At 56.4% G+C, this 20,345-nt stretch carries 23 protein-coding genes and 1 pseudogene; 23 read left to right on the plus strand and 1 reads right to left on the minus strand.

All coding sequences use genetic code 11. The features are described 5' to 3' along the window. Positions 1-171 precede the first annotated feature (171 nt). The 23 genes and pseudogenes from MMW58_RS06535 (at position 172) to MMW58_RS06645 (ending at position 19,232) form a co-directional block, all read left to right on the plus strand. Positions 172-1,143, plus strand: coding sequence for a phage protease (locus MMW58_RS06535; RefSeq protein ID WP_241722951.1), 972 nt, complete (start codon positions 172-174; stop codon positions 1,141-1,143). 2 nt (positions 1,144-1,145) lie between these two features. Then, the gene (locus MMW58_RS06540; protein ID WP_135716797.1) at positions 1,146-2,048 is read left to right on the plus strand and encodes a Mu-like prophage major head subunit gpT family protein; all 903 of its coding nucleotides are present in this window, start codon (positions 1,146-1,148) and stop codon (positions 2,046-2,048) included. A 75-nt stretch (positions 2,049-2,123) separates the two neighbouring features. Beyond that, positions 2,124-2,684, plus strand: a complete 561-nt coding sequence (locus MMW58_RS06545) for a hypothetical protein (protein ID WP_241722952.1) — start codon at positions 2,124-2,126, stop codon at positions 2,682-2,684. Further along, positions 2,684-3,124 carry a gp436 family protein gene (locus tag MMW58_RS06550; protein WP_064371164.1) on the plus strand — a complete coding sequence of 147 codons (441 nt, stop codon included), beginning with the start codon at positions 2,684-2,686 and terminating at the stop codon, positions 3,122-3,124. Before MMW58_RS06545 ends, MMW58_RS06550 begins: the two co-directional genes overlap by 1 nt. Next, positions 3,124-3,666, plus strand: a complete 543-nt coding sequence (locus tag MMW58_RS06555) for a phage virion morphogenesis protein (RefSeq protein ID WP_241722953.1) — start codon at positions 3,124-3,126, stop codon at positions 3,664-3,666. Before MMW58_RS06550 ends, MMW58_RS06555 begins: the two co-directional genes overlap by 1 nt. Beyond that, a complete protein-coding gene (locus MMW58_RS06560; protein ID WP_112070392.1) occupies positions 3,663-4,274 on the plus strand; it encodes a hypothetical protein in 612 nt (203 codons plus the stop codon). Before MMW58_RS06555 ends, MMW58_RS06560 begins: the two co-directional genes overlap by 4 nt. A 2-nt stretch (positions 4,275-4,276) precedes the next feature. After that, a complete protein-coding gene (locus MMW58_RS06565; protein ID WP_154964244.1) occupies positions 4,277-4,486 on the plus strand; it encodes a DUF2635 domain-containing protein in 210 nt (69 codons plus the stop codon). Position 4,487: 1 nt separating this feature from the next. Further along, the gene (locus MMW58_RS06570) at positions 4,488-5,969 is read left to right on the plus strand and encodes a phage tail sheath subtilisin-like domain-containing protein (protein WP_154964242.1); all 1,482 of its coding nucleotides are present in this window, start codon (positions 4,488-4,490) and stop codon (positions 5,967-5,969) included. Positions 5,970-5,978: 9 nt separating this feature from the next. Continuing rightward, positions 5,979-6,332: a phage tail tube protein gene (locus MMW58_RS06575; protein ID WP_154964240.1), complete on the plus strand. Its 354-nt coding sequence runs from the start codon at positions 5,979-5,981 to the stop codon at positions 6,330-6,332. A 3-nt stretch (positions 6,333-6,335) separates the two neighbouring features. Continuing rightward, positions 6,336-6,719, plus strand: coding sequence for a phage tail assembly protein (locus MMW58_RS06580; RefSeq protein WP_154964238.1), 384 nt, complete (start codon positions 6,336-6,338; stop codon positions 6,717-6,719). Positions 6,720-6,817: 98 nt separating this feature from the next. Beyond that, positions 6,818-8,611 carry a phage tail tape measure protein gene (locus tag MMW58_RS06585; protein WP_154964236.1) on the plus strand — a complete coding sequence of 598 codons (1,794 nt, stop codon included), beginning with the start codon at positions 6,818-6,820 and terminating at the stop codon, positions 8,609-8,611. Further along, the gene (locus tag MMW58_RS06590; RefSeq protein ID WP_154964234.1) at positions 8,611-9,867 is read left to right on the plus strand and encodes a DNA circularization protein; all 1,257 of its coding nucleotides are present in this window, start codon (positions 8,611-8,613) and stop codon (positions 9,865-9,867) included. Before MMW58_RS06585 ends, MMW58_RS06590 begins: the two co-directional genes overlap by 1 nt. Further along, positions 9,860-10,939 (plus strand): phage baseplate assembly protein, encoded by a 1,080-nt coding sequence (locus MMW58_RS06595; RefSeq protein ID WP_154964232.1) that lies wholly within the window; start codon positions 9,860-9,862, stop codon positions 10,937-10,939. The genes MMW58_RS06590 and MMW58_RS06595 overlap by 8 nt, the downstream gene beginning before the upstream one ends. Then, positions 10,930-11,469, plus strand: coding sequence for a phage baseplate assembly protein V (locus tag MMW58_RS06600; protein ID WP_154964230.1), 540 nt, complete (start codon positions 10,930-10,932; stop codon positions 11,467-11,469). Before MMW58_RS06595 ends, MMW58_RS06600 begins: the two co-directional genes overlap by 10 nt. Next, entirely contained in the window at positions 11,466-11,918 is a 453-nt protein-coding gene (locus MMW58_RS06605) for a phage GP46 family protein (protein ID WP_019704449.1), read from the plus strand. The genes MMW58_RS06600 and MMW58_RS06605 overlap by 4 nt, the downstream gene beginning before the upstream one ends. Further along, positions 11,905-12,981 (plus strand): baseplate J/gp47 family protein, encoded by a 1,077-nt coding sequence (locus MMW58_RS06610; RefSeq protein ID WP_241722954.1) that lies wholly within the window; start codon positions 11,905-11,907, stop codon positions 12,979-12,981. The genes MMW58_RS06605 and MMW58_RS06610 overlap by 14 nt, the downstream gene beginning before the upstream one ends. Continuing rightward, positions 12,966-13,550 carry a YmfQ family protein gene (locus MMW58_RS06615; protein ID WP_044348627.1) on the plus strand — a complete coding sequence of 195 codons (585 nt, stop codon included), beginning with the start codon at positions 12,966-12,968 and terminating at the stop codon, positions 13,548-13,550. Before MMW58_RS06610 ends, MMW58_RS06615 begins: the two co-directional genes overlap by 16 nt. A 638-nt stretch (positions 13,551-14,188) precedes the next feature. Next, positions 14,189-14,308 (plus strand): annotated as a pseudogene (locus MMW58_RS30415) (phage tail protein); the annotation flags it as partial. Beyond that, complete coding sequence (locus tag MMW58_RS06625) at positions 14,308-15,183, plus strand: tail fiber assembly protein (protein WP_241722956.1); 876 nt, start codon at positions 14,308-14,310, stop codon at positions 15,181-15,183. The pseudogene MMW58_RS30415 and the gene MMW58_RS06625, both read left to right, overlap by 1 nt. A 9-nt stretch (positions 15,184-15,192) precedes the next feature. After that, complete coding sequence (locus MMW58_RS06630) at positions 15,193-16,821, plus strand: hypothetical protein (RefSeq protein WP_241722957.1); 1,629 nt, start codon at positions 15,193-15,195, stop codon at positions 16,819-16,821. Between the two features lie 9 nt (positions 16,822-16,830). After that, the gene (locus MMW58_RS06635; RefSeq protein ID WP_241722958.1) at positions 16,831-17,025 is read left to right on the plus strand and encodes a hypothetical protein; all 195 of its coding nucleotides are present in this window, start codon (positions 16,831-16,833) and stop codon (positions 17,023-17,025) included. Next, positions 17,009-17,677, plus strand: a complete 669-nt coding sequence (locus MMW58_RS06640; protein WP_241722959.1) for a hypothetical protein — start codon at positions 17,009-17,011, stop codon at positions 17,675-17,677. The genes MMW58_RS06635 and MMW58_RS06640 overlap by 17 nt, the downstream gene beginning before the upstream one ends. Before the next feature lie 211 nt (positions 17,678-17,888). Then, on the plus strand, positions 17,889-19,232 hold the full coding sequence (locus MMW58_RS06645) for an OprD family outer membrane porin (RefSeq protein ID WP_241722960.1): 1,344 nt from the start codon (positions 17,889-17,891) through the stop codon (positions 19,230-19,232). A 45-nt stretch (positions 19,233-19,277) separates the two neighbouring features. Here MMW58_RS06645 and MMW58_RS06650 read toward each other — a convergent pair whose 3' ends face one another. After that, positions 19,278-20,240, minus strand: coding sequence for a sugar-binding transcriptional regulator (locus MMW58_RS06650; protein WP_045857819.1), 963 nt, complete (start codon positions 20,238-20,240; stop codon positions 19,278-19,280). Positions 20,241-20,345: the final 105 nt, after the last annotated feature.

Here is a 20,345-nt window from a genome sequence, read left to right on the forward strand (position 1 = left end):
TTCTCTGAAAAATTCTTAAACGCGCCACGGCGTTTTTGAACGGGGTTTAAACGCGGTTCCCCGCTACGTTTCCCGAACATCTTCTTAATAAGCATGGAAGCCGGTAAATCCGGTTTCCTCTCGTTTTTCTCCGACACTGTCCGTCAGTTACCTTTAACGACGGACAGCACCATGTCAAAGCCTGCAACACAACTCGAATTTCTGGCCCTGTGCTTCGAGCTTCCCGACCTGTCGGATGTCAGCACACCGCTGCCGGAATGGTTGCCGATGATCCCTGCGGGCACCTTCACCGGACGTGATGGTCGCTCCTGGGTTAACGACAATCCGCAGGCGTTCATTGCCACGTCTTTCCGTTACCCGACGCTGCCGTTTGATGCTGAGCATTCCACCGAGCTGCTTGGTCCTAAAGGTGAAGAAGCTCCGGCCTATGCCTGGATTGATGCCATGCGCGTCAACGCCGACGGCAGCATTGATGGTCATATCGAGTGGACGCCTGACGGCGAAGCGCTCGTTCGCGGTAAGAAGTACCGCTATTACAGCCCGGCTTTCCGTCATTTCCCTACCGGTCAGGTCTCGCATCTTTCCAGCGCTGGCCTGACAAACAAACCCAACCTGTATTTACCCGCACTTAACTCGGAGAACACCATGCCTGTACCTGTGCAGATTGCCACGGCTCTGGGGCTGGCTGAGACCGCGTCGGTTGACGATGCCGTATCAGCGATCCAGACCATCAAAAACAGTGAATCGATCGCGCTGAACCGTGCTCAAAACCCGGACCTGTCGAAGTTTATTCCGCAGGAAACGTACCAGTTGGCGCTGAACCGCGCTCAGACAGCGGAAGAACGCCTGAAGACGCTGGATGAGAAAACGGCTACCACGCTGGTTGACGATGCCGTGACCGCCGGGAAAGTCGCGCCCGCTAACCGCGATATGTATCTGGCCCTTTGCCGCAGTGAAGAAGGCCGTCAGCAGTTTGCCGAGTTCGTGAAAACCGCGCAGCCGCTGGTCAATCAGGACCCGTCAAAAGGCAAAGAGAACAAGGGTCAGCAGACCACGCTTAACGAAACTGAGCTGGCGATGTGCCGAAGCATGGGTATCTCGCAGGAAGAGTTTCTCGCCGCTAAACCGAAACAGGAGCAATAACAATGCCAGCACCGTCAGCTGAAATTCTGCACGCGCTCACCACGTCCCTGAGTGCGGCCTTTACCAAAGGTCTTGCGGGCGTCAAGCCGCAGTACCTGCGCATCGCTACTGAAGTGCCGAGCGGCTCTGCGTCCAATACGTATGGCTGGCTCTCGGATCTGCCGACTATCAAAGAGTGGGTCAGCGCCCGCCAGTTCGCGCAGTTGTCTCAGTACGGCTACACCATCGCCAACAAGACCTGGGAAAACTCGATCAAGGTCAAGCGTGAAAACATCGAAGACGACCAGATTGGTCAGTACAGCGTGATTGCGCAGGCATTCGGTCAGCAGGTCGCCGAGTTCCCGGACACGCTGAGCTTCCCGCTGCTGGTTGCTGGTTTCAGCACCCTGTGCTTTGACGGCCAGAACTTCTTTGATACCGACCATCCGATGGCGGGCGGCACCTACAGCAACGTTGTGGGCGATATCGCGACCGACACCGGCGAGCCGTGGTTCCTGATTGATGAGAGCCAGGTACTCAAGCCGATCCTTTATCAGAACCGCCGTCCCTTCAATTTCCAGGCACTGGATGACCTCAGCAGTGACCACACCTTCAAGAACAATGAGTTCCTGTATGGCGTGGATGGCCGCTGCAACGTGGGATTTGGCTTCTGGCAAACCGCCTGCGGGTCCCGCGCACCGCTGACTGTCGCTAACTATGAGGCAGCGGTGAAGGTGCTGCAGGGCATGAAGCGTGATTCCGGTAACCCTCTGGGTATCCGTCCGACCACACTGGTCGTCGGTCCGAACAACCGCGCAGCCGCGAAGAAGATCATCGACGCGATGCTGGTCGATGGCGGTAACTCCAACATCTATTACAAGGATGTGGAAATCGTCGACAGCCCGTTCATCACCACCCCGGCGTAATCGTCAGTCTCCGTTTTAATACCGTTACAGCGGGCTTTAAACCCGCTGTGACCCACCTTTAAAGAGGATGGAACAGTGAGTGGAACGAAAGAAAAAACAACGGGTAAGCAAAGCGCTAAAGGTCGCGCTGGCAAGGTTTCAGCGCAGGAAGTGGCACAGGCTGATGCATCTGACCTGCCGGGAGCTGAACGGTCAGTCACATTGCCAGGGCATTACGTTGCGGTGGGTGCGTCCCCCGTCAGCGTGACGTCTGCCAATGCTGGCATTACCGCTGCGCCAACTTTTCCTTCAGCTGACTGGCTTAACGGCGTTCAGGGTGAGTTAAGCGCTGTCCTGGAGGCTGCGGGTCAGGCCAGCACTGTCGCTCAAACGGTGCCAGCAACCGACGACATCGAGGTACTGGAGGTTCGCGCCCGGTCTGGGCGTGGGTTTTGGCGCTGCGGTCGCTTCTGGCCGCGCGAGCCCGTCCATGTGTTTGTCAGCGACGATCCCGATGGCGATAACGAGGCCAATGCGCTGGAGGGTGATGTGGTGGTGGAATCTTTCATCAGCCACGAAACCGCACAGCGCCTGAAGGCTGAGTCTCATCTGGTGGTGGCGGTAGTGCCGGTTCTGCAGGTGGCGGAGAAAGACTGATGGGAATTTACGTTACCCGTGATGACCTGCTGGCTGCGGACGGGTCGCTGGTCTGGACGATGGCCATCGACAAAGCGACTAACCAGCTCGACGAGACGAAGATAGCCACGGCCATCGAGGATGCCGACGCGGAGATCAACTCGTTTCTGTCAAAGCGCTATCAGCTGCCGCTGAACATCACCACCGTTCCGCGACCGCTGCACCGGGTAGCCGTATCCATCGCCATTTACTGGCTGTCCGAGCGTGACAATCAGATCACCGACCTGATTCAGAAGCGCTACGACAGTGCCGTCCAGACCCTGAAGGAGATGTCGAACGGCACCCGCGACCTCGGCCTGCCGACCGACACACCAGCCCCGGAGACCGATAACGGCAGGATGATTGTTGTCAGCGATAACAAACGCCTGTTCACCCGCAACAACCTCAAAGGGGTGCTGTGATGGGGATTTCGGTTGAGGTTATCGGCGCTGAGAAGCTGCAGCAGATGCGCATGGCCATCGAGAAACTGTCCGACAGTTCGCTGCAGCAGGAGCTGCTGGAGAGCATCGGGGCTGTCGTGGAATCGCAGACCCGCCGCCGCATCAGCAACGAGAAAACCTCACCGGCTGGCGAGCGCTGGGAGGAATGGTCTGAGGGTTACCGTAAGACCCGCAGCGGCAATCAGAGCCTGCTGCAGGGCAACGGCGATCTGCTCGACAGCATCCAGTACATCGTCGAGCGTGGCCGCGTTCGCGTGGGTTCGCCGCTCAGCTACAGCGGCGTCCACCAGGACGGTTTTGCAGGCAGTGTCCCGGTCAGCGCCCATAAGCGTCTCATTCATCAGGCGTTTGGCCGGGCGCTGAAGCATCCGGTCTGGCAGACCGTCGGCTCCCATAATCGCATGATGGATATTCCACAGCGCGAGTATCTCGGGCTGTCCACCGCAAACAGTGATGAGCTGATGCACGTCATCGGCGACTTCTGGAAAGAGGTATTACCGTGAGTAATGAACGTCCGTCCCTGCTGACCACCGGCTCCACGGTCTCCGCCGCTGAGAACATCGTGGCGTGGCTGAAGCCGGAGCTGCTGAACGAACCTCAGCAAAACAAACCTGACCGCGTCAGCGTTATCGAGCGCCATATCGGCCAGTTCAGCACCCCGGCAGAGGTCAAAACCTACCTGACGGATCGTGATGGCTGCATCCGTCTGGCCGCGCTGCGCGTGCGCAATGTCCGCGCTCAGGCTGGCGGTACTGTCGGCGATATCACCTGGGCGGCATACGTCATGGCCACCGATGCATGGGGCTATACGCGCGATACCCGCTGCGAGGTGCTGGTCGGAAAGCTGGTGCGCCGTATTGTCCAGCGCGGAGCCGCTAACGGCATGAAGGCCGAGCGTCTGGCCACCTCTGTCAGCGCCGACAATATCTATTCCGGCGGGCTTAACGATCTGGGTCTGACCATGTGGGCCGTGACGTGGGAGCAGGAGTTTCGCCTGGATGATGAAATTGACCTTGCCACCCTCCCGGACTTCCTGCGACTGGGAGCCACGCTGCAGGTCGGCGATGGCACCGCCCCGATTGAAGGCGTTATTAACGTAAGAGAGCCATAACGATGAAGAAACATATTAAGCCCGCCCGCGCGGGACTGCAGGTGCGTAAAGCCGATGGCCAGCGCCTGAATCCCGAAGGGGAAGAACTGCCAGTAAGTGCGTGGTGGCTGCGTCGCGAAGCCGAAGGTGATGTTGTTATCACCGGTATTGAGGCTGAATCCGTAACTGAACCGGCGGAAGCCCGCCAGACCCGAACCGTAAAGGAGAAGTGATATGTCGTCACTGGGTAATATTCCTGCTGATATCCGCGTCCCGCTGGTGTACATCGATATCGATAATTCTCAGGCGCTCGACAGCGCCCCGGCGCAGTCGCGCAAAATTATCGTCATTGGCCAGCAGAGTGCGACCGGCACTGCAGCCGTTTTGACGCAAAACCGCATCACCAGCGACGGCACCGCTGACCAGCTCTACGGCAAAGGCTCCATGCTGGCCGGAATGCTCAAGATCCTGCGTAAGGCCAACAGCTATACCGAAGTGTGGGCGATGGGCCTGGCTGATATCGCTGCCGGTGCTGCTGCAAAATCAGAGCTGACTGTCACCGGCCCGGCCTCCGCTGCAGGTACGCTGGCCCTGTTGGTGAACGGAGTCTCGGTGCAGGTGGGCGTCAGTGCTGACGATACCGCCGACACTATCGCGACAGCCATTATCGCCGCCGTGAACAAACTCCCGGACACACAGGTCATCGCCGCGCTGAAAGCCGCATCAACAACGTCAGTCACCCTGACCTCCAACTGGAAAGGCGTGACCGGCAATGCGATGGACGTTCGTCTCAACTACTACACCGGCGAGCAGACACCGGCAGGCGTTGCCGTGACTGTGACTGCGTTCACCGGCGGCACCGGCACCCCGGATATTGCGGCTGTCGTCGCGGCGCTGGGCGATGACTGGTACACCGATATCGTGTTCCCGTTCAACGATACGCAGAGCCTGAACACCATCCGGGATGAGCTGCTGGAACGCTGGGGACCGCTCAAGATGATTGAGGCGCAGCTGTGGACCGCATTCCGGGGCACCCATGCCGAAAGCGGCACCTTTGGCGAAACCCGCAATGACTGGCTGATTTCCTGCATCGGGACCAACATAGCCCCGCAACCGCACTGGCTGTGGGCGGCATCCTACGGCGGCATCGCCTCCTACTATCTGGCCAACGACCCGGCCCGTCCGCTGCAGACGCTGGTGCTGCCTGGCATCCTGCCGCCGGTGAAAACGGTGCGCTGGGATATGCCGGAGCGCAACCTGCTGCTGCATGACGGCATCGCCACCCATTACGTGGACGCCAGCGACAACGTCTGCATCGAGCGTGAAATCACGATGTACCGCGTCAACCAGTACGGCGATACCGATACCTCGTACCTCGACGTGCAGTCACCGGCGACGCTGGGGCGTATCCGCTACGTCATCAAAAACCGCTTCACCAACCGCTACCCGCGTCACAAGCTGGCCGAGGATGATGTGCTCGACCTGCTGGATCCGGGTCAGCCGGTGATGACACCGAAGATTGCCCGCGCCGAGCTGCTGGATATCGCGCTGACTGAGCTGATCCCGGCAGGTCTGGTTGAGGACTTCGACGACTACAAAGACACGCTGGATGTGTATCTCGACGGCGACGATAAAAACCGCCTGAACTTCATCTGCCACCCGAACCTTGTCAACCAGCTGCGTGTGCTGGCCGGTCTCGTCCAGTACAAACTTTAAGGAGCATTTATGAGCATTCTGGGTATAGCGGCCATTCGCGCTAACGGCCGTGAAATCAAAAGCACGGGAAAATCCACCCTCAATCCGGGGGGCTATGCCCGTACCCAGCATATGGGGGGCGGCAAAGTCTGGGGGTACTCCCGCAAGATGGCGGGTCCCTCGATCCAGATGACCCTCGCTGCGGCGGAGGATATGGACGTTGTCGAAATCAGTAGCTGGGAGAACGTGACCATCATGTTTGAGGGTGATAACGGCCTGACTTACATGATGACTGGCGCGGCGACTGCTGAACCGGCCACGCTGGATGAAGATGCAGGCACTATCAGCGCTAACTTTATCGGCACCAAACTGGTGAAGGTGTAAGTCATGGCTGAGATGAAAATCACCTTAAAACACGGTTACATCGCCGGTAAAGGCACTGATGATGAGATCCGCTATAAAGAAGTCACCTTCCGCGAGCTGACGTCAAAAGACGTTATCGACGCCCAGCTGGAGGCGGAACGCGTGGTCATCGGGGAGAACGGCAAGGCCGTGGCGTACTGCTCTGAGGTGCTGATGGGTTTGGGGATGCTGCGTCGACAGATTGCCTCGGTAGGCGAGATTCCGGGGCCATTGTCGCTGAAGCAAATCTACGCCTTTCACCCGGAAGACCTGGAATTACTCAGCAGTAAGGCCGCTGCAGTTGATGACCTGCTTTCGGAGACCGCGTCGCGGGGGCGATCTGGTGCCGCTGGCGACGGCGCTCAGTAACCTTATCGTCAATTTGTCCCAACGTTTTGATATGTCCTACCTGCAGCAGTTGCCTCTCCGGCAGCTGCTGCGCCTGACAGAGCAGCTGAGGAAGCAACATGGCAAACCGCCTCACCACTGAAATACTCATTAATCTGGCAGGCAACCTGACAGCCAAAGCCCGTCAGTATGGAGCTAACATGTCCGAGTTCGCCCGCACCAATCAGCGGGCGATGTCGGTTGTTAAAGCGACATCAGCTGCTGCAGGTCGCGGCCTTGATGCGCTGGGAAATCGATACACCACTATGATTGCAGGGTTTGCCGGTGGTGCAATATTGCGGGAGTTCGCAACAACTGACAGAGCGTTGACTGAACTCGGGATTGCAGCTGGGAAAACACGTGAGGAGATGCGACAGATTTTTTCTGACACCCAGGATGCGGCTATTAAATTCCGTGTGGACGATGCTGAAGTGATGAAGGCTTTGGCAAACGTAAATAAAATGACTGGCGACCTGGATTTTGGTGTCAAAAATAAGGAGATGATGGCAGCGTCAATAGCAGCATCCGGCTCTGATGGCGATTCTATCGGTGGATTGTTTGCAACTTTTCAGAAATTCAAAACTAAATCTGACCAGGAAAATCTTCTGGCAATGGATTTTCTAAATCAATTGGGTAAAGAAGGAGGCTTTGAATTAAAGGATTTTGCGCAAAGTGGTACTAAAATTTTCTCGGCCTACGCAGGGACTGGAAGAACCGGGCCGGAAGCGCTCAAGGAAATGGGTGCGGTAATGGAATCAGCAATGGATGCGGTGGGTGACAGAGATCTGGCGGCTACAGCATCTTTTAACTTACTCAACGATCTACGTAATCCCAAAATCGCCAAAATTCTGGAAGCCAGCGGTGTAAAGCTGCGTGATAAAAGCGGAGGAATGCTGGCTATTAATGAGATTGTTAAAAATATCGCGCAACTTTCAGGTAAAGATGGGCCTAAACGTCAGGACGAACGTCTGGCAAAAGCAGGACTTACCGATTACAGCCGGTTGGTTATTTCCAGCGTCACCACAGGTAAAGGTGCAGAAAACTTTGCCCGTTACAACGCTGTAGTGGCAGACGGTTCAGGCATTATGGCGGATGCTAAATATGCAGCTCAGGACTTCACTTCCGCCATGACCAGCCTGAACGTTACGTGGAAGAAATTCGCGAACAGCAATCTTGCAAAACCAGTACAGGAACTGGCCGACGCTATTAACTCCGTTGACCAGGAAACCGTCCAGCACTGGCTGGAGATTGGTAAAAATATCGCCATCGCAGTCGGGGGGGTTATTGCAGCCCGCAAAGCGTTTCAATTTGGTAAAGGTGTCTGGGATGTGCTGAATCCAAATAAGGGCAAGGGTATACCAAATGGTGTCTCTGATGTGTTCGGTTCCGGTGTAATGCCAGTTTATGTGACCAACTGGCCAGCAGGTGGGCTGGGCGGAACAGGTGAAGATAAGGTTAACGATCTTCTTGATACTGCCGCCGACCTTCCTGGTTGGCCTGGAATGCTTGCCCGAGGCGGGTTAATTGCCAGTAAGTTGATGGGGTTAACTGATATGGACCCTTTTTCGGACGAGGGTCGCGAAGAACTCCTTAAAAGGGTTCAGCAGAACAATGAGCGTTCAACGATGTGGGAGGATATCAAAAACTTTTTCACGTCTCCCTCGTCGTCACCTGCGGGTTACCAAGACCCGTCGCCGTGGGCTTCAATGCAGCCCCAGAACCAGTCTGGCTACCCGTTCCTGCCCCAGCAGCTGAAAGGCAGTATCGAGGTTTCTGTTAAAGATGATCGGGTTCAGGTGACCAGCGTCAAGGTCAATGCCCCCGGCGTTACCATGAGTGCGTCCAGTGGTGTTCGCAACATGGAGCAGCAGTAATGGCCACTAAATGGGAAGACCTCCGCGATGCCTCGTTCCGGGGCGCTCCTTTCTTTTTCCGCGACGTCGAGGGGACTGGCGGTCGCCGCGCTATCCCTCACGCTTACCCCAAAAAAGAGGTGGGCTGGACGGAAGACCACGGCGCGGTACTGACTCAGCAGCAGATTAACGCGATCCTGCTCGGCAGTGACTACATCGACCAGATGAACCGCCTGCTGGCCGCACTCAATACCGCCGGTCCCGGCGAGCTGGTGCATCCGTGGTTTGGTGTGCAGAAGGTTCAGGCAGGCCGCGTCACACATCGCCTTTCCACCGAGGAAGGTGGGATTGCCTACGTATCCTTTGAGGTGTATGAAGCTGGCGAGCAGCTGTTTCCGTCCGGCACCGAAGACACCAGCGCCACCACGCTCAGCGCGGCGGACAAGGTCAAGGAAGCGCTGGCCAGCGGCGATTATTTTGCAGCACTCGATGGCGTCGGCAGCATGGTGGACACCCTGCTGGAGGATATGGAGGGCTTTGTCACCAGCCTGCCGACTCTGCCGGATGCACTCAGTGAGTGGATGGACCGCCTCAATCGGTTTAAGGACCTCGCCGGCATTGTGGCCGCCGCTCCGGGTGAAATGATCCGCGATATCACCGGCCTCATCAGCGATATGAAGGACCTGGTCTCTGAGCCGCCGTTCGCCCTGCGGGTCTATGACCAGCTGCGCGACAAATGGGAAGGCGACCGGGCCGCGCAGTCTGCGACCAAATCCCTTGTCGATAACATCAGCGTGAACACCGATACCGGTTTTGCCAGTAGCGTCACCCCGGCATCGACGCCGGAGACCACGGCGGCGATGGAGACCAATATCGTTGACTTCCGGCGGCTGGTCATTATCTCCACGCTGGTCGCTCAGGCTGAAGCGGTGGCCACCGCGACCTTCGAGACCGGCCAGGATGCACAGAACACCGGCGACCAGCTGGCTGAGCGTCTCGGCGAGACCGCAGCGGAAGCTGTCGAAAGCGGCCTCCGAGAGCTGTGGCGCTCCCTTCGCGAGCTGCGGTTCGCTGTGGTCAATGACGTGCGTATCCGCAGTATCCAACTGCCGGAGCTGCGCCGCGTCACGCCTGCCCGGACTGTACCGGTGATGTTGCTGGCCTACCGCGAGACCGGCGACGCTGAGAACCGGGATGAGCTGGTGACCCGCAACCGCCTGCGTTATCCCGCCTTTATTACGCCTTCACAGACGATTGAGATCATCAGCAATGACTGAAGAGTTAACCCTGAACGTTGACGGCAAGGTCTGGGGCGGCTGGACGGATATGACCATCAACCGCTCGCTGGAGTCCGTGGCGGGCGAGTTTGATCTGACCGTCACCGCCCGCTGGTCTGCTGCCGCGCCGCGCTCCATCAAGCCCGGCCAGTCCTGCACGGTCTCCATCGGCAGCGACCGCGTCATGACCGGCTACATCGACGACTTCATTCCCAGCTATGACTCGGAGAATGTCTCCCTGCGCGTCATGGGGCGCGACAAGACCGGCGATCTGGTGGACAGCTCGGTGGTCGATAAGTCCGGCCAGTGGAAAGGCCTGAAGCTGGAGAAACTGGCCGCCACCATCTGCAAGCCCTACGGCATCGAGGTGGTTAACGAGACCGATACCGGCGATAGCTTTGGCAGCATCACCCTGGAACAGGGTGAAACCGGCTTTGAACTGCTCGACCGTCTGGCCAAACAGCGCGGCGTTCTGGTGACCTCAGACGCTTACGGGCGGCTGGTCATCACCCGCGCCTCCACCCAACGGGCCGGAGTGTCGCTCACCCTCGGCGACAATATTCTGGCCGCCCGCGGCCGCTTCAGCTGGCGTGAGCGTGCCAGCCAGTACATCGTCAAAGGCTCTGCCAGTGCGGGCGGTGCGACGTGGGACGACCAGCCGGTAAAGATGGTCGGCGGACGCCAGACGGTGGTCAGTGACCCGGAGATCACCCGCTATCGTCCGAAGATTCTGGTCAATGAGGACAGCCTGACGGTCGGTGGGGCCAGCGCCCGTGGGGAGTGGCATAAGGCTTACGTGTTGGGCGAATCCAACACCACCGAAATCACTGTGGCGGGCTGGCGTGAAAACGGTGCTACCGGGCCGCTGTGGGATACTAACCGACTGGTGCCGGTGACCGATGAAATCCAGCAACTCGACGTTACCTGGCTGATTAAATCCGTGTCATTTATGGAAAGTGACAGCGGCCGTCTGACTGTACTGACACTGGCACCTCCTGAGTCGCTGGATATGCCCTCGCAGAAGGCGAAGAAAAAAGGCAAAAAAACATCCGTGGGGGTCACGTGGGACTGAAAGAAGCGAATTTCGGGCGTTCCTTTGCTGAGCTGGGCCGCCGCCTGCGCCTGATGGTGGACCGTGCGCTGGTACGCATCGTGACGGATAGCCTCGGTCGGCAGAACCTGCAGGTGCAGTCGCTGGCCGATGAGACCAATGACGACGTCGAGCGCTTCCAGAACTATGGCTTTACCAGCGTCCCGCCTGCGGGCTCCGAGGCGATTGTCGTTGCTGTCGGTGGCCGTCGCGGCGGGATGGTGGCCATCGCCGTCGAGGATAAAGGGAGTCGCCCCCGTAGCGGCGAAGAAGGTGACGTTGTTATTTATCATCAGGAAGGCCATATTATTCGTCTGAAAAAGAATGGCGTGATTGAAATAACAGGGAAGACGGTAAATGTGGTTGCCGAAGAAAGCTGTGACATTATCGGTAAACAGATAAATATCACCGGCCCCACTTCTTTCAGTGAAGATATTCAGGTTCAGGGGAAAAGTTTCCTTGACCATATTCATAAGGATGGTGACGGTGAAAACACGACTAAACCCTTATGACCATCAGAATAAACTGGCACCTGCCCGCTGGCGGCGATATCGAGATTGAACACAATGGCCTTTCGTTTGACGAGGGCCTTGTTTCTTTGGTGTATATCTGCCTGTTTACTGATGCGCGGGCAGATACCAGCGACGAAATACCCGACGGCACCGATGACCGTCGCGGCTGGTGCGGTAATTCCTTCAGCGATTTTGAATGGGGCTCAAAGCTCTGGCTGATTGACCGTGAAAAGCTGACCGAAGAGGTCAGACTCCGGGCGGAGAATTACGCCCGTCTGGCCATGCAGCCTTTATTACGTTACGGCTATGCGCGAAATGCGCAGGTGATTGCCACTATTCCCCGTATTAACTGGCTGGCATTAACCATTATTCTCACCCGCCCGGATAAAACCGAGTTAACCGTCGAAATAAAGAAACGCTGGGAGGCGGTAGAAAATGGCTACATTTAATGTCCCGACGCTCCGCCAGCTTATTCGTGCCGGTATTCAGGATTTAGAGATTGAACTCGACCAGGAATTACCGATTGTCGGCGTTGAACGCGCGTTAAATACTGCTTTCAGTGGCGCTTTACGCGACGTCTACGATTATCAGACGTGGATAAAAAACCAGATAATCCCGTCAGAGCAGTCCGCCGACGAAACCATTATTGATACCGCCCGCTACGAGGGAGTGATACGTAAGGCCGCATCCTATGCCAGCGGCCCGGTCACCTTCACCGGCACAAAGCCGCTGGTGCTCGATACCGAAATGCAGACGCAGGACGGCGTACGCTACCACGTCACCGCCACCAGTGACCCGTCAGCGGGCAAAATCACCGTCACCGTGCAGGCTGACGAGACGGGCCTCAGCGGCAATCTGACGGCGGGCGACGTCCTGACTCTGATTTCCCCGGTGGCCGGAGTGAACAGTGATGGCGTGGTGGCGGATGCGGGTATTTCCGGCGGTGCGGACGTCGAGTCTGTGGCCGAACTGCTGACCCGCCTGCTGTACCGCAAACGTAACCCGCCCACCGGCGGCGCTCTGCATGATTACGTTATCTGGGCCACCGAACTGCCGGGCATCAGCCGGGCATGGGCCTTTGACTGCTGGCACGGGCTGGGTACGGTCGGCCTTGCATGGGTCTACGACCAGCGCACTGACATTATCCCGACCGGGACCGACCGCGAAGCAATGCAGGCGTACCTGTTCCGCCATCAGGACCCGGCGACCGGGACGTACGTCGGCAAGCCCGGCGGTATCGAGGTCTGGCCCATCCCGCTGACGCTTAAGCCGGTACCGCTGACCATCCGCGTTATCCCCGACACTGCGGCCATTCGTTCTGCGGTCACCCTGAGCCTGCAGGCGCTGTTCCGTTCGGTCTCGCCGGGCGACACGCTGCTGCTCTCCGCTATCCGCACGGCCATCGGCTCCTCGACGGGCGTCACCGACTACGAGCTGGACCTCACCACCAATCAGGCCAGCGAGAACTATGAGCTGCTGACGCTGGGGGCAATCACATGGCGCATCGTGTAGAAGACTGGCAGGACGTCCTGCAGCAGCTGATGCCGCGCGGTAAAGCGTGGCCTCGCGACCAGACGGCGGCGCTGACGTCACTGCTCCGGGGCTTCAGCTCCCGCCTGCAGCTGGCGGAGGCGAACGCGGATTTGCTGGTCACCGAGATGCGCCCGGAGACCACTGACCTGCTGCTGGCTGACTGGGAGGACTATCTCGGTCTGCCGGACTGCAACGCCATCCCGGACGGCTTCGACCGCCGTCGTGATGCCGTGGTGGAGAAGTATCACCGCAAGGGCGGACTGGCCACCTGGCAGATTGAGCAGGCCGTGCAGGATGCGCTGGGCTTCACTATTCAGGTGACCGAAATCCTGCCGCACCACGTCATGCGCGACATCATGTATCCGATTTATTCGCATAAATACCGCTACCTGCTGCAGGTGACGGTCACGGATATGCCGATGATCCGCTTTCGCAGTATCAGCAACGTCCTGACGCCGTTAATCAGTCTGCAGGCGCAGATACTGGAATGTTTTTTACGTCGTTACCGGCTCGCCGGGCACGATTATGATTTTCTTTACGAGGTTTAATTATGTATCACCTGGATAATGCCTCTTCCGTTCCTGATATGCCCGCCATTAAGCCGGTATTATTTACCGAGCGCCGCTGGTTTACCGAAGGCGGCGACGGTATTCAGCCGAGTTATCCGGGCGCTGACTGGTTTAATGCCATTCAGACGGAAATGCTGAACGTGCTGGCGCTGGCAAATATCACGCCGGATAAAACGCAGCTGGATCAGTTTGCGCAGGCCATCCGTATTTTCTCCTCGGACTATATGCTGCCGCCGGGTATTCCGTTTGCGTGGCCGGGGGCGACAGCGCCGACCGGCTTTATGCTGATGCTGGGTCAGAGCTTCGATAAAACAGCGTATCCGCGCCTTGCTGTGGCGTATCCTTCCGGTGTTCTGCCGGACATGCGCGGCCAGACCATCAAGTTTTTGCCTGCCTCCGGGCGTACACTGCTGTCCTTAGAAGCCGATGGCGTGAAGCTTCACGCCCACGATGCGACGATCAACAGTACCGACCTCGGCACGAAACAGACGAGCGACGATAACGAGCACTTTCACCAGGGCGGAATGCTCGCACCGGGTGACGTGTGGGATGATAATTATGTTGTCGGCTCAGACAACGACTCCCGTCGTACCCGTAACAACACCAGTACCGCCCCGGCTCACCATCACACGGTCTACATCGGTCCACATGCGCACACGGCCACGGTGGCCAGCACCGGGAATACCGAAAATACCGTCAAGAATATCGCCTTTAACGCCATCGTGAGGTTAGCGTAATGTCATTTGAATTCTCTCAGAGCCCGCAGGCCATCTGGCTTTATCAGTACGATGTCGATGGTGTTTATATCGGCTCCGTTTTTATGACTATTCCGGCAGGTACGGGCCTGCCCGTTAATACAACGCATATTCCCTGTGAGCCGGGTAAAGGCCAGACCGGCATATTTAAAAATGACGTATGGGAATATGTGGACGATATTCGCGGGACCCGTTACTGGAATATTCACGGCACCGGATTTGTTATTTCCGCGCTGAGTGAATCTCTTCCTGAATGGGCCGTTACCACTGAACCACCGATCGTTGATGCCGGTTACGTTCTGCTGTTCACCAATGGCCAGTGGTCACAGGTTGAAGATAAGACCGGTCAGCTTTATTACGAGAGCAACGGGACGAAGCACGTCGTTTCTGACGCGTGGTTCACCCTGCCGGAGGGCTGCACGTTCGTGGCCCCGCCAGAGGTCAAACCGACGTTCGTCACCCGCTGGAATGGCACAGAATGGATTTACCTCAAAGACCTGCGCGGCCAGCTTGCCTGGAATACCGAAACCCGCGAGACGATCACCATTCTTGAAGTGGGTCCTGTTCCTGACGGCTACACACTCAAAATGCCGGGCCAGTTTGATGAGTGGGATGGCTCAGCCTGGGTGAAAAATGAAGAGGCCGAGCGGGCTTACCTTATCGCTCAGGCTGACCGCCAGAAGGCTAAGCTGCTGTCTGCTGCATCCGAGCAGATCTCACTGCTGAGCTACGCCGTCAGCAGTGGTCAGGCCACCGACGATGAAGCCGCTCAGCTTGCCAGGTGGGAAGAGTACCGTCTCGCTGTGAGTCGGGTAGATACCACTGCAACCGATATCATCTGGCCAGAGAAGCCGTAAGGAGCCGCTATGTATCATCTCGACAATACCAGCGGCGTCCCGGAGATGCCGGAGCCGAAAGAACAACAATCCATGACCCCACGTTGGTTTGGTGAAAGTCAGGAGCAAGGCGGGATAAGCTGGCCGGGCGCAGACTGGTTTAACGTGGTACAGGCCGAATTACTGAACCTGCTGGCGGCAGCAGGTATCGAGCCTGAAAAGCACGCCTATGACCAGTTATCTAAAGCGATCCCCGTACTGGGCGATGCAGTAATACGTAAAGACCTTAACGAGAGCGGTGATGGCTTTGGGGCCTGGCTGGTCAGAGCAAACGAGAAATTCAGCGTCCACGAAGTTCTCGGTCGCATGAAGACCCTGGCAGATAAAAATGCTCCCCTCCCATATCTTGGCTACGATCCGACAAACGACGCTGAACTGTACGATGAGATGGGCTCTGCGGCAGACCGTAAATTACTGCTTCATGGTGGGCTGCATATTGCTGGCCTTTGCGGTAATGGTATTCGACGAAATGCGGGCCTTTTTTCTGTTCGCGCAGGGCAGCCCGTTCCGGGTCAGGGCTTTAATATCCCGTTAATGGGGGTGGCGAGCGCACAGGAGCTGCGCGCATATGATATTTATGAATCGGTGCCGGTTTACCTGGATAACACCAGCCCGGAACGGCAGAGCTATCACAATGTCGCCAGCGCAAATTATACCGCCACAACGGCGCAGATTGACCCCGTTGTCTATGCCATGACGCTCGCAAAATTAGAGGTGGGTTACTATATCAGAACGATGCATGCACCGTATTGCATCGGTCTGGTTCAGGATGTTAATGCGGTCACCGGTATTATTACTGTCGATATGTGGGCCGACTCTAAAACATCAACAACCACACCGGCGAGCGGAGTGGGTCTTTATACGGAATACATCACCAAAATTTACGTAGCGAACCTCAACCTTTTTGTTACCGAAAACTCTGATATCACCAATGCTACCGGTATCGAGATGGGGCTCTCGTCGAAAAAGGCCGTAACGGGCAGTATCGTGGGTTACGATACCGTGACCCTGCCGAACTCCACCCAGAACATCACAGCGGCGTATTTTGCAAGAAGCTCCAACCTGAACGGTTTCGGATTTACCTACGGTTTCAGGGCTCAGGATTCGCAGATTAACTTTCACTCTGCCAGCACGGAACTGTACGGGCGCACGCCTAGAATTGGCTTCAGTGAAAACTCTGATGCAATCGTTGGCTCCCGCTTTGGTACAAAAAATATCTATTCCATGCTCTGGAGTTCCAGTGACGATTTAACTGATGTAACCCTGGCTAACTCAACTATGGCTATTGGGCCAAACGGTCAGAATTACAGGAGGTTTAATCGCACATTAATCATTTCTGCCGATGTGTCCCTTAGTGGATGGTATCCGGATATATGGGTAACCGCTGCAGGAGTGACTATCACAATGCCTCCGGCGGCATCTCATCGTGTCGGACATGGTTATGAGATGGTATTAGTCAGTCCAGGGACATATAAAATAACCGGTGATGTAAACGTTAACGGGAATACGCCTTATACATTTACCACCACCATCGCCAGAAAAACGATTAAGGTCAAATTCGATGGTTCAACATGGCAGGTATTTGACCATGTATCGTAAGGGGGAATTATGCCGACATTCACCTATGAAATAACAGGTGATTTACTTAATGGAATTTACACAAATGAATACGGACTGCCCTTCCAGTCACAGGTAAAACCGTCAGATTACGATTCTGAACTGATGGCAGCAGCAGCTGCGCAGGCACTGGGCGAGCAATACAGCGAACAATATGAGGATACGATGAATGACAAACAAGACTGAACAACAGCCGGCAGAACAAAAATCGCCTGACCGCAACCTACAGCTTGAGCTCTGTGTTGCCAGAATGGAAGCCTGCGTCGTGCGTAATGAGCTTTTTGAAGCAACATCTCAGCTCCTGAAATACCAGATGCAGGACAACAAGCAGCTTTATGAAAATCTCCGCAAGATTCACGCGGAGCTGGCCCCTCAGGCAGGAGCCGCACCGGGGGCGGAGGTTCCGCAGGGTGAACCAGGGCAGCCTGACCCGCTGCGCAAATTCACCCGCGAGCAGGCTGTAATCATTGCGGGCTACACTGGTGCTGCGGTCTGTAAGCCCCATGAGCTGAGGAATGATGTGGGCGCACGCAAAGGAGTAAAAATCACCAATGCAGCCATGAAAAAGCTGACTCGCTCACATCTGGAAGACATGTACAAAGCTGACTTCCTGATGTTGTGTCCGGTGAGATTTCCCCGGTCAGAAACCAGGCTTACCCCAGAGCAGGCCATCATCGTTGCCGGCTATACGGGAAAAATGCTGGGGGATATGAATACATTTCTGGCTGACCTTGAGAAGCGGATGGGGCGCAAAATCGTCGCTTCTGAAATATCAGAGATTGGCCAGGATAAAATCAGCGACTTATATCGCGACGACTTACTGGTGCTGGCACCTTAAGCCCTTCGTGTTGGCCACGGACTGGCCTCAGTCGGTTTTTATACCCTCAGCTAAAGCCGATGTATTCGGTATCAAAAATCTTTCTTAAATGGCAGTGTCGTACGTATCAAATCTTTTTTAAATCAGTATCAAATTTTTTCGCGCGCTATACGCATCTCATTATTACCCGCCGTTGGTAAGGATGCGGTTCGGCCCGACTCTGGGGGATACTATGAATCTGACTCACGTTACCGCAGCGCTTATCGCCCTTAGCGCTTCGACAGCCGCCTGGGGCGGTAATAATAATGAAGCTAAGCAGCCTTCTTCGCTAATGAACGACATTGTTAGTGAGCCTTTTTTCCACGATTCGCACATGACCTTATCGTTAAAAAACTACTGGAAATATCTTAAGGAAGAGAACGCCAATCCTAAGCGTGTGCATAATGCGTGGGGGCAGGGGATCGCCGTGGATTATCAGTCGGGTTATTTTAACGATATATTCGGCGCCGATATTATCTATTATGGCGCCGTTAAGCTGGGCGCCAGCGATTACTTTAACTCTCGCGGCGTGCTCTACAATAACGGTCCCGGTAATAGTAAAAATAATGCCGAAGGCTTCTCTAAATTTGGCCAGCGTAATCTTAAGCTGAAGTACCGCGTCGCGGATATGCAGCTTAACGCCCGCTGGGGCTGGCAGGTGCTGAAAAACTATGGCGTCATCTCGACCTCGACGCGGCTGTCGCCGACCACCTACTCCGGCTGGAGCGGTGCTCTGAGCTATGGCGACCTGACGCTGCGCGGCGCGTACGTGGAAAACTCGATGGATCGCAATTCGCCGGACAAGAAGCATTTCCAGACCAACGCCGGGCGCGAAATTAACCACCTGGCCAGCGGCGAGCTGCTGTGGAAAGGCCGCTATCTGGATCTGCAGTATGGCTATGGCGAAAGCGATAACTATCTGCGCCGCCACCTGCTGTTTGCCAATCTCAGACCGATAGCGCCGCTGAATATCGGCATGCAGATATACGCGACCCGCGCGCTTGATGAGTATCGCGCGATGCCCGCGAACAGGCGCGACTTCGATGATAGCGCCCGCCATTTCGCCCTTGATGCCAGCTGGAAAGCGCAGCGCTGGAGCAGCAGGTGGGGCATCGGCTATACCGAGGCTAAAAAAGCAAACGAGGTGGGTTTCTACCCGCGGCATATGAGCAAAAACTCGCGCGGCACGTTTATCTCAATGGCCTATGCGGGCGATGACTACATGCGCGACCGGGAGCTGATACTGGCGAATATCTCTGACTACCAGCTGACTCCGCAGCTGGCGATCGGCCTGGCCGGCAATATTGCCCAGTTTAGCTACCGGGGCAATCACGTGCGCAGCGGTGAAATTAGCGCCTTCAGCCGCTGGATTCCTTCCGACCCGCGCTTTAAGAATCTGACGGTATGGCTGATGTTTGGTCCGGGCTGGTCGTACAAAAGCAGCGGAAAAACGCCGGTGCTGACCGACGGCCGCTACACCCGAACCTACACCCTGGCCTCAGAAGCGATCGTTGAATACCGCTTCCGCCTGTTCTGATTAACTGAGGGGGCAATTTGTCGGGCTAAAAATCAGCCCGGCGGATTACTGGCTCATGCTTAAAATCGTGCGAATGTTGCGGGCGCTGGTGGCGATGATGTCGACGGCCCCGGTGCGCAGGGCGCCCATAATTGCCATTGCTTTGGTATTTTCAGACGCAATCGCAATCACGCAGGGGATCTGCTTGAGCTCTTCAACGCTCAGGCCAATCACCCGGTTGTCCATCACCGTGTTGACGTGCTCGCCGCGGGAGTTGAAGAAGTCGTAACCGGCTACGTCGCCGATAACGCCCTGGTTAATGCTGGCGTCGTTGATCTCCTGCGGCGTGAACCAGCCCAGCTTCACCATGTAGCTCTCTTCGTTCATATCGCCGATGCCAACCAGGGCAATATCGGCCTTGCGCGCGCGGTCGAGCGTCTCTTTGATGGTGCCGTTCTGCAGCAGCAGCTCTTTTAGCTGCATATTTTCGACGTAGGCCGGCGCGTACAGCGACTCGCTGCTGCCGCCAAATTTTTTCGCCAGCAGACGGCTGATATGATCGGCGTTGATGATATCACCCGGCCGATGGGTGCCGCCGATGCCGCAAATAAAGCGACAGTCGCGCGCCTGGATGGTGCCGGAGAATTCCGCGACCGCCGCCACGTTGCGACCCTGACCCACCGCCACCACCACGTTATCTTTCAGCATATTGTTGAGGTGGCTGGAGACCAGGGTGGCAACCTGGCGACGCTGCTCCTCTTCATCGTTATGGTCGAGGGCGATCAGCGCGCGGGTGATGGGGAAACGATCTTTGAGCTGCTTCTCCAGCTGGGTGCTGAAGATCGGGTGGTAGCGGACGTTGATCTCGACGATCCCTTCTTCTTTTGCCCGTTTTAGCAGACGTCCGACCTTAATACGCGAGAAGCCAAATTTGTTGGCAATCTCTTCCTGCGTTATTTCATCACAGTAGTAGGCTACGGCAATCTCGGTGAGTAGCTCATACTCCTGGGACGCGCTCGATTTTTCCATTCGGCTGCTTTCTCCACGCGATAGATTAATGTTTAGGGGGTGAACATTTGCTGAAAGTATATCAGAAACGTTTTTACCTCAAGCAGGGTAAGCGCGACGGTTCTC

The organism is Klebsiella sp. HC6 (genome assembly GCF_022605325.1).
Taxonomy (GTDB): Bacteria; Pseudomonadota; Gammaproteobacteria; order Enterobacterales; family Enterobacteriaceae; genus Klebsiella; species Klebsiella terrigena.